The sequence below is a fragment of the Planococcus sp. TJ-301 genome (assembly GCF_058268475.1).
Window position 1 is genome coordinate 63,831 of the sequence record NZ_JBZDOH010000001.1, and the last position, 12,874, is coordinate 76,704.

Consider the following 12,874-nt stretch of genomic DNA (forward strand, 5'->3'; position numbering starts at 1 on the left):
TGCATGTTTAACAATAATGTATTATTATAGAGAAAAGTGTTTTGGATTGAACAGAAGGAGAGACAGCATGATTAAGAATCAGGCAATGCATGATTACATAGGTGAACGGACATGGGATTTAACTGAAAAATGGTATGAAACTCTTGATAAAAGCAAAGGCGGAGTATATGGCACGAACGATCCTGAAAAAATAACGATTCTTAAAAACCAGAATCATGAATTTCATAAACGATTTTGTTCGATGTTTTTAAAAGAAGAAAACGAATTCCATGAAAACTTCCATGAATGGATCAAGGAGATTGCGGAAGACGAGGCACATTTGAAGACGCCTCTTGTTGCAGTAATTGAAGAATTTTTTCGAACCCAATTGCAGTATTTAGAAATAATCGGGGAGTATACGGTGAAGAATCAGGATAAAGTCAATCTAGAGCAATTGAACGAATGGAATTTCGCAATCGTCAATACCATATCCAAAGTGATTGGTGAGTTCTGTTCGCAGAATACAAAAGCAGCACAATCCCGTCTTCAGCAACAACAGCAAATGATTGTGGAAATGAGCGCGCCGGTCATCTTGTTGACGAAAAATGCAGGCTTGCTGCCGTTGATCGGGGAAGTAACTTCCCACAGGGCGGCAATCATTTTTGAAAAAACCTTGGCGCAGAGCTCGAAGCACAATCTAGAAAGGCTGTTCATCGATTTATCGGGTGTGCCGGTTATTGATACGATGGTTGCTCAGCAGATTTTCCAGCTAATCAGTGGTTTGGAAATTATCGGCGTTAAAGCGGCATTGTCAGGCATCAGCCCAGTTATCGCACAGACAGCTGTCCATTTGGGCATCAAGTTCATAGACATCGAAGTTTATAACACGCTGGCTCAAGCACTAAAACAGAACCAAATTCATTTCTATAAATAAATGCTTTGCATCCAAACTTCAGCTATTCTTGCTGAGGTTTTTTTTGCATAGAAAAACCCCTTGAAACGCTTTGCCGTTTCAAGGGGTTTAAAAGCAGATATTAACGTGAGTAGTATTCAACGATCAATTGCTCGCTGATTTCAGCTGACAATTCGCTGCGTTCTGGGTAACGTACAAACGTGCCTGTTTTGCTGTCGGCATCGACTGTTACGTATTCAGGAACGAAGTTGCTTACTTCGATTGCTTCATTAACTACATCAAGGTTGTTTGATTTTTCACGGAAAGCGATCGTTTGTCCTGGTTTAACGCTGAATGACGGAATGTCAACGCGTTTGCCATCAACAAGGATGTGGCCGTGGTTTACAATTTGACGAGCTTGGCGGCGAGTGCGCGCAAGACCTAAACGGTAGACAACGTTATCAAGGCGAGCTTCAAGCAAGATCATGAAGTTTTCACCGTGTTTACCAGGCATTTTGCCTGCTTTGTTGAATAGAGTTTTGAATTGGCGTTCGTTTACACCAAACATGAAACGAAGTTTTTGTTTTTCTTGAAGTTGCAAACCGTACTCAGAAACTTTTCTGCGTTGGTTAGCACCGTGTTGACCTGGTGCGTAAGGGCGTTTTTCTAATTCTTTACCTGTTCCGCTAAGAGATACTCCTAGACGGCGTGACAGTTTCCATGCTGGACCTGTATAACGAGACATATATGTCTCCTCCTCTGTTTTTGGTTTTTGAAGTAAAATAAAAACCAGATGCATTCATGCTGTAAGCCATTTTATATTCTTGTACCTTCGCTCGGCAGCCAAGAGTTACGCGATACACCTTCTATAAAGTAAGGAATAAAATGGACAGACACGCACATACAACTGCTGCGATTATTTTACACAAATTCTAGTATAACCGGACCGCGCTCTATAAGTCAATGGCAAAGGAAAGCTTTCTTCATGACAGCTGTACTAATGACGTGTATCAGACTGTCCAGGCCGCTTCCGTCAAAGGAAAAGCGCGCTTTCCTTTTTTTGCAATTCACGGTAAAATGAAAATAAGACAAAATGTAAGCGCTTTCTATTTAAACTAAGGGGTGTTTTAACATGAGAAAATCATCTATGAACATGGAAACTGCTATTATCCACAGTGGTTATGATAGCCAGCTCCACCACGATAGCTTGGCAACGCCGCTTTATCAGACATCGACGTTTTCTTTTGCGACAGCGGAAGAGGGCGAAGAGCGCTTTGCCGGAACGTGCGGAGGCAATATTTATTCACGCTTAGGCAATCCGACAGTGCGGGTTCTTGAAGAACGCATGGCCGCCATTGAGTTCGGAGGAGGAGCGTTGGCCTTCGGATCAGGGATGGCCGCTGTCAGTGCGATCCTGATTCACCTGACGAAGGCTGGGGATCATGTCCTTTGTTCACGAGGCATCTATGGCTGCACGTTCGGACTTCTGGAAATGCTGGAAGAAAAATACGCCATTGGCCATAATTTGGTCAGCATGACGACAGAAGAGGAAATCGAAAAAGCATTGCGCCCGGAAACCGTTTGCATCTATGTAGAGACGCCGATCAACCCAACGATGGAGATTGTTAATCTTGATGCGGTTATCGCTGTAGCCAATAAACATGGTTTGCGAGTAGTGGTGGACAATACGTTCAGTTCGCCGTATCTTCAAAATCCGTTGAAAATGGGGGCGGATTTTGTTCTGCACAGTGCGACTAAATACTTGAACGGCCATGGGGATGTGGTCGGCGGTGTTTTGGTCGGCAAGAATGCAGAAGAAATGCAAACGATCCGTTTTACAGTTCAAAAGGATATCGGTGCCATCATGTCGCCTTTCGATGCATGGCTCTTGCTGCGCGGCATGAAAACTTTGCATGTGCGCATGGACCGCCATATCTCGAATGCCAAAAAAGTGCTGGAGTTCCTGAAGCAGGAACCCCTGGTAACAAAAATCCTTTACCCGCATGACGAGAATCACCCACAATTTGATATTGCGAAACGCCAGATGCGCGATGGAGGCGGCTTGATATCATTTGAGATCGAAGGTGGCAAAAAAGAAGCGCAGACGTTCATGAATGCGTTGTCAATGATAAAAATCGCAGTGAGCCTCGGAGATCCGGAAACGCTGATCCAGCACCCGGCTTCCATGACGCATCAAATTGTACCGGAAGTAAACCGTCAAGCGATGGGTATCTCCGAATCCTTAATGAGGCTGTCCATCGGATTAGAACACACCGACGATTTGATAACAGATCTGGCTGCAGCTTTCGAAGCGGTCAAACCGAATTTGCAGGAAGCTTAGAAAACAAGAGAGCCTCCGAATCATTTCCATGATTCGGGGGCTCTCTTAAATGTAAGGATTAAAGATGCTTAATCAGTGTTTTAGCAAATTGCTCAAGTCCTGCTTGGTCATCTAACGTAAAGCGGCTGAGTTCTGGGCTGTCGATATCAAGGACGCCGATCACTTCACCGTTTTTAATTAATGGTACAACGATTTCTGAACGGGAAGCCGCATCGCAAGCAATGTGTCCTGGGAAGGCGTGGACGTCTTCGACGAGCATTGTTTTCTTTTCAGAAACAGCAGTGCCGCATACGCCTCGGCCAACCTTGATGCGCACACATGCTGGCAAGCCTTGGAATGGGCCAAGCACAAGTTCGCCTTCTTCCATTAAATAAAATCCGACCCAGTTGATGTTGTCTAAAAATTGGTTTAGTAAAGCGGATGCATTGCTTAAGTTGGCGATAGCATTCGATTCGCCTTCGAGCAAGGCATCCAATTGTTTGCCGAGCATCGCGTATTGGCTCGCGCGCGTGCCGCTATAATCTGTTTGAGTAAACATAAAAGACCCTCGTTTCGTTTGTGGATTTATCTATTATAGATTCTGTCATAGCCTTGATGCAAGCCTTTGACGCTGTGGGCGTCGGAACCGAACACCAGTGGTATGCCGAGTGATTCGGCATAAAGGATCCATTTTTTCGGAGGGTAGGGCTCCAGGCAGTCCGGTTTGAAATAACCGGCGCTGTTGACATCAAGCTCTGCGCCGGCTTCAGCGATTTTGTCGATGATCCCTTTGATGCGCAATTCGTCGTCGATGTTCGCGCCATGGGCCAGCTGAAATTTATGCGCCAGCGTTGGATGTCCGATGCGCTTCGGTTTGAATTCGCCGAGGTCAGCAGCAATCGATGCTTCAACGGTATCATAGTAGATGCCGTACGCCGCTTCGACAGAACCCGCTGCAGCCGCAAACTCCATAAAAACATCCGGTGAATAATCCATGCAGAAATAGCGGAGCCCCGATTTGACGAAATGAACAGACAAAATCGAATCATCCAGCCGCGGTCCGATTTCATTTAAAAAAGTGCGCGTTTCCTCTTCAAAGCCTTGGACAAAATCGACTTCCAGCCCAACCCGGATCCGGATATCATTTTTATATGCATCTTTTACGGCTTCAACGGCGTCAAAGTAACGGGCGAATGTCTCAACGCTCATTCCGCTGTCTTTCAACGGTGTCGTATCTGTAAAAGATGGGGGGAGGGGAGCGTGTTCGGTGAATGAGATGTCCAGGAAACCTGAAGTTATCGCTTTTTCAATATAAGATTCCAATGCGTCAGCAGTGCCATGTGGACAAAAGGGGGTATGAATATGGCCGTCTCTTTTCATAGGAAAAACCAACTTTCTTTAGAGAATAAAAATATTTTATCATTTCTTCTAATTTCACAAACAAAACAATAGAATACATGTTAAAATAGTAGAATCATGAAATGCATTTATATAGAAGTGGAAATGGATTTTGGAACAGGGGGCTATTTGGCTTATGATGAAGTATATCATCATTGCGGTCATCATTCTAATAGCGGTAATTATCGTCGGATTCATGTTTCGAAAGAAGCACAACGCGGAAATTGAACGCTTGGAACAGTTAAAACTGCAAATACAAAACAAACCGATACTCGAAGAACTGACGAAAGTGAAACAATTGAACATGAATGGCCAGACGGAAGAGATGTTCGAACGCTGGCGCGCTGTCTGGACGGAAATCATGGACTTACATATTCCGAAAATCGACGCATCGTTGTTCGACGCAGAAGATGCGATTGACCGTTTCAATTTCGGAAAAGCATCATCGATTGAACACGACATCGAAGTCCGAATTGAAAAAGTGGACCAGCAGATGAACGAAATCCTTTTGGAATTGAGCGACTTGATCGGCAGTGAAGAAAAGAACCGCAGCGAAATGGACTTGATGAAAGACCAATACCGCCAAGCGCGTAAAACCTTATTGGCGCACCAGCATTCGTATGGTGCAGCGGCCGGACCTCTAGAGAAGAAACTTGAATCGTTCACGCCGCTGTTCAGTGAGTACGATAACTTGACAGAAGAAGGAAATTACCTTGAAGCCCGGGAAACGGTTATGGGCTTGGCAGATGAAGGGGAATACGTATTCTCGCTTATCGACAACATCCCGCCATTGTTGGCAGATGTACAGTCGAAAATACCGGCTTCGATCCAAGAATTGCGGAGCGGGCAGCGTGAAATGGAATCACAATCGTATTATTTGAACCACCTCGAATTGACTGGGCAATTGGATGCGATGGAGCAGGAATTGGGCGTTATGAAACGAGAGATTGCCGAGTTGAAAATCGCTGAAACGACTGTGAAAGCAGAAGCGATGAAAGTCCGCATCGATTCATTTTATGAGCTTCTTGAAAAAGAAGTAGAGGCGAAGCATTTCGTTGACCAATACAAAGTAGCAACCGGCAGACAATTGGATACGGTGTCAAGTGAGACACGCGATACGTATGATGAATGCGCAGTCGTGCAGCAGAGCTACAAGATTTCCGAAAGCGACGCCGCGATTCCGCGTGCATGCCTTGATAAATTGGAAGAGCTCCAACGCCGTTTCGATTTGCTTCAATCACGCACTGAAGAAGAGCAGGCAGCCTATTCCAGCCTGGAAGAAGAATTGATGAATATCCGCAAAGAGCTTACTGAAGTCCATATTGCCCAAAGCGGATTGGCCGGATCTATGAAAAACTTGCGAATTGATGAAAACGAAGCACGCAAAAAATTGGAACATCTCAAGCGCCAACTGCAAGAGACGGACCGCATGCTGCATAAAGCGAACACTCCGGGGATTCCGGAAGAGATGGATGTTCGCCTAGAAGAAGCGGAAGAGCATTTATTCGTCGCTATGCAAGGTTTGCAGGAAGTGCCGCTTAATATGAAACTGGTCGACAGTTACTTGACGAAAGCCGAGAAATGCATCGACGAAGTCGAAGAAAAAGCAAATGAAATGGTTGAAAATGTGCTGTTGGTTGAGCGCATTATCCAGTACGGCAACCGTTACAGAAAAACGAATCCGCAGATGAACGCCAAGTTGATGGAAGCTGAAGAGTCTTTCCGCCAGCTCCGGTATTCAAAAGCGTTGGAAGAAGCGGCTACAGCAGTTGAAAATTTTGAGCCAGGGTCGATGAAACGAATCGAAGTACTGGTGAAAGAAGATGCTTGGCGCGTATAAAATGAGAAAACCACCAGCCGACGCGCTGGTGGTTTTCTTTTCGGAGGAGTTTAAAATGATTTACCTGGACAATAGCGCAACGACAAAACCGAAAACAGAAATCCTCGAGACATTTGTAAAAGTAAATGAAAACTATTACGCCAATCCAGCTTCCATCCATCTGATGGGAAACCAAGCGGAAGATTTATTGGAAGGCGCAAGGGCGCAAATCGCGGATCTGTTGGGGATGGAAAAAATCATCTTCACGTCTGGCGGCACTGAAGCCAACAATTTGGCGTTGCAGGGCGTTGCAGAAGCGGCCAAAGCACGCGGAATGCATTTGATTACCGCGGCCTCGGAACATTCATCCGTTTTGAAAACGATGGATGCACTGGAAAAGCGCGGTTTTGAAATTACCCGCTTGCCGGTCGGCCGGTTGGGCGAAATCGATTTGTCTGAGTTGAAGAAGGCTTTGCGAAATGATACGGTTTTGGTTAGCTTGATGCATGTCAATAACGAAATCGGAGCCGTACATCCTATTGCGGAAGTGAAAAAACTATTAGCGGGTACCCGGACCTTATTGCATTGCGACGCGGTTCAGAGTGTTGGGAAAGTGCCGATAGACCGGCAAAACATGCCAGACTTGCTGACGATTTCAGGGCATAAGATCCATGGCCTGAAGGGCAGCGGGGTTTTAGCCTATAATAAAGGAGTGGAAATGGTGCCTGTCCAGTACGGCGGAGGCCACGAATTCGGCCTGCGGAGCGGCACAGTTTCTGTCGCAGATGCCGTGGCTCTTGCAAAAGCCCTGCGGCTTGCAGAGCCGCGGCCGGAGTTCGCCATATGGAATCAACAAGTGCGCGATTTTCTCTCCGTCTTTAATGGCGTGAAAGTCGTCAGCCCTAAAGCTGCGGCGCCGCATATCCTTGCGATCGCTTGCAAGGGCATCAAAGGCGAAGTTTTAGTCTCCGGTTTACAGCAGCAATCTGTTATTGTTTCAACATCGAGCGCATGCTCTTCAAAAAGCACGGCTGCGAGCCACGTCATCGATGCGATCGGCTTGCCGAGAGAATTCAAAGATGGCGTTATCCGCATCAGCTTTGGTGCATTCACTACAGCTGAAGATATAGCATCATTCCAAAAAGCGTTTGCACATGTTTACGCGATCATTAAAGGAGCCTGACCATCATGAAAACAAATCAAATCCTCGTGCGCTACGGCGAGTTATCCACCAAAGGAAAAAATAGAAGTTCATTTATCGGCCGTCTGCGCGACAACGTCAGGCAGACATTTTCGGATCTTCCAGGCGTACGTGTCAAAGCTGAGCGCGACCGGATGTTCATTTATTCGGACAGCGAAGCGGAAATTGCGCAAGTCCAGTCCCGCCTGCAGAAAGTTTTTGGAATCCAGTCGTTCAGTCCGGTAACCGAGTGCGAGTTGAATCTTGAATCAATGAAGAATGCGGCTATGACCGTGATGGAGAAAACGGACCGTGCTGGGAAAAGTTTTAAAGTGTCGGTGAAGCGCCCATACAAAGCATTTCCACATGAAAAACCCGAAATTGTTCAGACAATCGGTTCCCAGGTACTGCGGAATTTCCCGGACCTGACTGTGCAGATGAAAAATCCCGACATCGAGTTGAAGATTGAAGTGCGCGCTGAAGGCGCGTTCATGATGGCTGAAACATTTGCAGGAGCGGGAGGTTTGCCTGTCGGAGCATCCGGCAAGGCCTTGCTGCTGCTGTCAGGCGGCATCGACAGCCCAGTAGCAGGCTACCATATGCTGAAGCGCGGCGTGCGTCTGGAACTGATTCATTTTTTTAGCCCGCCATTCACGAATGAGCGCGCCAAACAGAAGGTGTTTGACCTGGCGGAGAAGTTGAGCCAGTTCGGCTCTTCTGTCAGATTGCACGTCATTCCGTTCACGGCGCTCCAGCAGGAAGTCCATAAGCAAGTGCCGGACAACATCACGATGACTTCGACGCGCCGGATGATGATGCGCATTGCTGATTTAGTGCGGGAAGACACCGGATGCCAAGCGATCATCACGGGCGACAGCCTTGGCCAAGTCGCTAGCCAGACGCTCGAGTCGCTTGCAGCCATCAATGCGGTGACCCATACGCCTGTGCTGCGCCCGCTCATTGCGGTGGACAAACTTGATATTATTGAGACAGCCCAGAAAATCGATACCTATGACATTTCCATCCGCCCGTTTGAAGATTGCTGCACGATTTTCACCCCGGCAAATCCGAAAACAAAGCCTAAGCTCGAGAAAGTCGAGTATTATGAGAAATTCGTGTCGTTTGACGCCCTTATCCAAGAAGCGGTGGAAAACCGGGAAATCATTAAATTTCCGCGTCCTAAAAAAGCCGTTTACGATGATTTATTGTAAATTTGAATTGGTAAGATTTAGATAGAAATTCGCAAATCGAAAAGCAGATTGCCTAACTGGGCAGTTTGCTTTTTTAAGGAGTATTTTGAATACTGGGAATTTTACGGTATACTTTAAAAGAAGAACTTACTATAAGCCAAGGGGGAATAATAATATGGATCGAAATGAACTCGTAGCACCTGAATCTTATAATCTGACAGAAGAAATTGAAAATTTCGCAACAGGCGATGGCAAGATGGCCATTATTTGGGAGAACGACAAAGGGGAAACACAGGAACTTACATATGATGAACTGATTGCGCGCGCCAATAAAGCGGCAAACAGTTTTGAAAAAGCAGGGCTGAAAAAAGGGGATATCGTACTGATCATGGTACCGCGCTTGATCGAAGCATACGTTGCCTATATAGGGGCATTGAAAGCTGGTTTGGCTGTTATACCTAGTTCGGAGATGCTGCGCGCTAAAGACATTTCCTATCGATTAAACCACAGCGACGCCAAAGCGGTGATTGCATATGAACCATTCATGGACCAATTTGCGGACGTGGCGGAAATGGATCAAGTCAAGAAATTCATTATTGGCAAGTCGGACAATACATGGATTTCGTTAACGGAGGAAATGGAAATCGCTTCCAGCGTTTATAAAGCAGCGGACACGCGCAAAGACGATATGGCGTTCTTATCTTATACTTCCGGAACGACGGGCAATCCAAAAGGCGCAGTCCACAGCCATGGCTGGGCATATGCCCACCTGCGGACATCAGCTGAGCATTGGCTAGGCGCAAGAGAAGGCGATCTCGTTTGGGCGACGGCAAGCCCAGGTTGGCAAAAATGGATTTGGAGCCCCTTCCTTGCAACGCTTGGAAGCGGAGCGACAGGATTTGTCTACAACGGCAAATTCGATCCGGAAGCCTACCTGCAGATTATAGAGCGCCGCAAAATCAATGTCCTTTGCTGTACGCCAACCGAATACCGTTTGATGGCAAAGCAGAAAAACTTAGCATCTTTCGATTTATCTTCGCTTCACAGCGCTGTTTCAGCTGGCGAACCGCTGAATGCGGAAGTCATTAACGTCTTCAAGAATAATTTTAACTTGGAAGTGCGGGATGGCTATGGACAGACAGAAAACACGTTGCTTGTCGGCGTGATGAAAGGGATGGAAACGCGCATCGGCTCGATGGGCAAACCGACGCCTGGCAACCGCGTTGAAATCATCAACGAATTCGGCGAACCCGCACCGGCCGGAGAAGTAGGCGATATCGCTGTACACGTCGACACGCCAGCATTGTTCAAAGGCTATTTTAAAGACGATGAGCGCACGAAAATGCAATTCCGCGGCGATTATTACGTCACGGGCGACAAGGCTTCCAAAGATGATGACGGCTATTTCTGGTTCGAAGGGCGAGGCGATGACATCATCATCTCTTCTGGCTACACAATCGGGCCGTTTGAAGTAGAAGACGCGCTGGTCAAGCATCCGGCAGTACAGGAATGTGCAGTAGTCGGCGCGCCAGACGAAATCCGCGGCACCATCGTAAAAGCATTCGTCGTGCTAGTCCCAGACAGCGAACCATCCGATGAGCTGATCAAGGAACTGCAAAACCACGTGAAAGAGCTGACTGCACCGTATAAATATCCGCGTGCCATCGAGTTCTTGTCCGAACTCCCAAAAACAGCATCCGGCAAAATCCGCCGTGTCGAATTACGTCAGAAAGAAATGAATAAATAAGAAGTGGAAGGACTGTCGAGAAATTTCGATAGTCCTTTTCATTTCGCTTCAGCGCACTTTCATGTCCCGAAGCTAGCGCAGCGATGCAGAGACAGAGACAGAGACAGAGACAGAGACAGAGACAGGGACAGAGGCAGGAGCATTTGTTTTAGCGGGTCTGTTTTATGGAATATCGGCAAATGAACAGCATGTCAACGAGCTTTCTTAATATATTAAACAGCCGATCCATTAGGCTGATTTTTCTTTTGTTTACTTTGCCTATGGGCAGGCATATAATTAGGCTGATATTTCGAGAAACAAAATAATAGAAAGACTGGTGAATTTTCAATGATGGCAGATGAGAAAAAAGGAATTCTTTATACAATGCTGACGTACACGATTTGGGGATTTCTGCCGATTTACTGGAAGCTGCTGGATCATGTTTCGAGTGATGAAATTCTGGCGTCGCGCATAGTCTGGTCGCTGATCCTGACAGTGGCGTTCATCTTCTTGCTGCAAGGCCGAAAAATGCTGCTCAGCGATTTGAAAGATTTATGGAAATCTAAGAAGAAGTTTTTTACGTTGATGCTCGCTTCTTATCTGATTACGTTAAACTGGTTCCTGTATATTTTCGCAGTGACCAATGACCGGATTGTGGAAACAAGCTTGGGCTATTACATCAATCCGCTCGTGTCGATGCTGCTCGGTGTGATTTTCCTGAAAGAGAAATTGTCACCGGCGATAAAGTTCGCTTTTGTGCTGGCGGCGGCCGGGGTGGCCATTTTAACGGTTTCCTACGGCACTTTGCCGTGGCTGGCGTTCGGGATGGCATTCAGTTTTGCGTTTTATGGGCTGATCAAAAAAACGATAAAGCTGAACGCTTTGCGCGGGCTTGCGCTTGAAACGCTATTCGTCATGCCGGCTGCGTTGGCTTATTACGTTTACCTGTTCGCTGCAGGAGAAGCATCGTTTCTCCATAGCGGCTCGACAACGGACCTCCTCTTAGTGATCAGCGGTGCTGCAACTGCGCTGCCGCTATTCCTATTTGCGACAGGAGCTCCGCTGATTCCGCTTTACATGGTCGGCTTCCTGCAGTATATTGCCCCGACGCTGATGTTGATTCTTGGGGTGCTGGTATACGGCGAAGAATTCAACCGCATCAATGTGATTTCATTTTCATTCGTCTGGGTGGCGCTGGCGATTTTCACGGCTTCAAAAGTGATCGAAGCGAGAAGTGTCCGAAAAGGCCGGCTGAATTCACAGCATTGAGCCCAAGCCGACACTTTAAATGAAACATTTGAATGGGTTCGACCGTATAATAGAAGAGACATCCAAAGGAGGGAATGAGCATTTATGAACACTAAAAGATGGATAGCGATTGTCGCGGCAGTTGCTTTACTGGGAATTTCGATTGTCATCAATTTGGCATTTGCCCTTTTCCAAAACAGTTTCGGCAGCGGGGTCGATGAGTTGATAGGCGCAAGCGATACTGGATTTTCGGAGAACGTGATCGAAGCAGGTGATATTAACAAACGAATCGCAGTCATGAACGTAGACGGCGTCATCCAGGACACAGGGGAAGCAGCGTCGCTGTTCGGGGCTGCCGGCTATAATCACCAAGCGTTCATGGAACAATTGGAACAAGTGGGTGAAGACGATTCGGTCAAAGCAGTCGTCTTGAAAGTGAATTCTCCTGGCGGCGGAGTAGTTGAGTCCGCTGAAATCTACGACAAGATTAAAGAAATCCAAGAAAGCACAGAAAAGCCGATTTACGTATCGATGGGCGCAACAGCTGCATCTGGCGGGTATTACATTTCAGCGCCTGCAGACAAGATTTTTGTCAGCCCGGAAACCTTAACGGGTTCATTGGGTGTTATTATGCAAAGCGTCAATTATGGTGAGTTAGCAGAACGCTACGGCGTTGATTTCGTTACCATCAAATCCGGGCCATACAAAGATATCATGAGCCCGACACGCGATATGACAGCGGAAGAAGAAGCAATCCTGCAGGAAATGCTGAATGATTCTTATGAAAGCTTTGTCAACGTCATTGCTGAAGGACGCGAAATGACGGAAGCGCAAGTAAAAGCAGTCGCTGATGGCCGCATCATGAACGGACGGCAGGCAGTAGAAGCCAATTTGGCGGATGATTTCGGATATGATGAAGATGTCATTGCTGCACTCCAGGAAGATTTTGATCTGGCAGGGGCGGAAGTATTTGAATACGGCGCAGAGCAAGGATTGGGCTCACTCTTTTCAATGAAAGTGAATTCGCTGTTCGGAGCTGATATGGAATCGCAAATGATTGCAAAATTGCTGACAGATCACAGTGCTCCGCGCATGATGTATCTTTACGGTGAAAAATAAGGA

The 12,874-nt window shown here is 46.8% G+C and carries 11 protein-coding genes; 8 read left to right on the top strand and 3 right to left on the bottom strand.

Annotated elements, in window-relative coordinates:
* Positions 1–67 precede the first annotated feature (67 nt).
* On the top strand, positions 68–913 hold the full coding sequence (locus tag AC4EHJ_RS00385) for an STAS domain-containing protein (protein WP_490973632.1): 846 nt from the start codon (positions 68–70) through the stop codon (positions 911–913).
* Between the two features lie 100 nt (positions 914–1,013).
* Here the strand turns inward: AC4EHJ_RS00385 and rpsD are convergent, their stop codons facing one another.
* Entirely contained in the window at positions 1,014–1,616 is a 603-nt protein-coding gene (gene rpsD / locus AC4EHJ_RS00390; protein WP_490973633.1) for a 30S ribosomal protein S4, read from the bottom strand.
* Positions 1,617–2,003: 387 nt separating this feature from the next.
* On the opposite strand from rpsD, the gene megL reads away from it, so the two are divergent.
* Positions 2,004–3,212 (top strand): methionine gamma-lyase, encoded by a 1,209-nt coding sequence (gene megL / locus AC4EHJ_RS00395; protein ID WP_490973634.1) that lies wholly within the window; start codon positions 2,004–2,006, stop codon positions 3,210–3,212.
* Between the two features lie 58 nt (positions 3,213–3,270).
* Here megL and AC4EHJ_RS00400 read toward each other — a convergent pair whose 3' ends face one another.
* Together AC4EHJ_RS00400 and hisJ are read right to left on the bottom strand one after the other, a co-directional pair.
* Complete coding sequence (locus AC4EHJ_RS00400; RefSeq protein ID WP_490973635.1) at positions 3,271–3,750, bottom strand: GAF domain-containing protein; 480 nt, start codon at positions 3,748–3,750, stop codon at positions 3,271–3,273.
* Between the two features lie 26 nt (positions 3,751–3,776).
* The gene (hisJ, locus tag AC4EHJ_RS00405; protein ID WP_490973636.1) at positions 3,777–4,571 is read right to left on the bottom strand and encodes a histidinol-phosphatase HisJ; all 795 of its coding nucleotides are present in this window, start codon (positions 4,569–4,571) and stop codon (positions 3,777–3,779) included.
* Between the two features lie 154 nt (positions 4,572–4,725).
* Here hisJ and ezrA point away from each other — a divergent pair, with 154 nt between their 5' ends.
* From ezrA to sppA, 6 genes are all read left to right on the top strand, one after another.
* Positions 4,726–6,429, top strand: coding sequence for a septation ring formation regulator EzrA (gene ezrA / locus AC4EHJ_RS00410; protein ID WP_490973637.1), 1,704 nt, complete (start codon positions 4,726–4,728; stop codon positions 6,427–6,429).
* A gap of 55 nt (positions 6,430–6,484) precedes the next feature.
* On the top strand, positions 6,485–7,591 hold the full coding sequence (locus tag AC4EHJ_RS00415) for a cysteine desulfurase family protein (protein WP_490973638.1): 1,107 nt from the start codon (positions 6,485–6,487) through the stop codon (positions 7,589–7,591).
* 5 nt (positions 7,592–7,596) lie between these two features.
* Positions 7,597–8,799, top strand: a complete 1,203-nt coding sequence (gene thiI, locus AC4EHJ_RS00420; RefSeq protein WP_490973639.1) for a tRNA uracil 4-sulfurtransferase ThiI — start codon at positions 7,597–7,599, stop codon at positions 8,797–8,799.
* Positions 8,800–8,953: 154 nt separating this feature from the next.
* Positions 8,954–10,525 carry an acyl-CoA synthetase MbcS gene (gene mbcS, locus AC4EHJ_RS00425; RefSeq protein WP_490973640.1) on the top strand — a complete coding sequence of 524 codons (1,572 nt, stop codon included), beginning with the start codon at positions 8,954–8,956 and terminating at the stop codon, positions 10,523–10,525.
* A gap of 330 nt (positions 10,526–10,855) precedes the next feature.
* A complete protein-coding gene (gene rarD, locus AC4EHJ_RS00430; RefSeq protein WP_490975588.1) occupies positions 10,856–11,773 on the top strand; it encodes an EamA family transporter RarD in 918 nt (305 codons plus the stop codon).
* Between the two features lie 84 nt (positions 11,774–11,857).
* Positions 11,858–12,871, top strand: coding sequence for a signal peptide peptidase SppA (gene sppA / locus AC4EHJ_RS00435; protein WP_490973641.1), 1,014 nt, complete (start codon positions 11,858–11,860; stop codon positions 12,869–12,871).
* Positions 12,872–12,874: the final 3 nt, after the last annotated feature.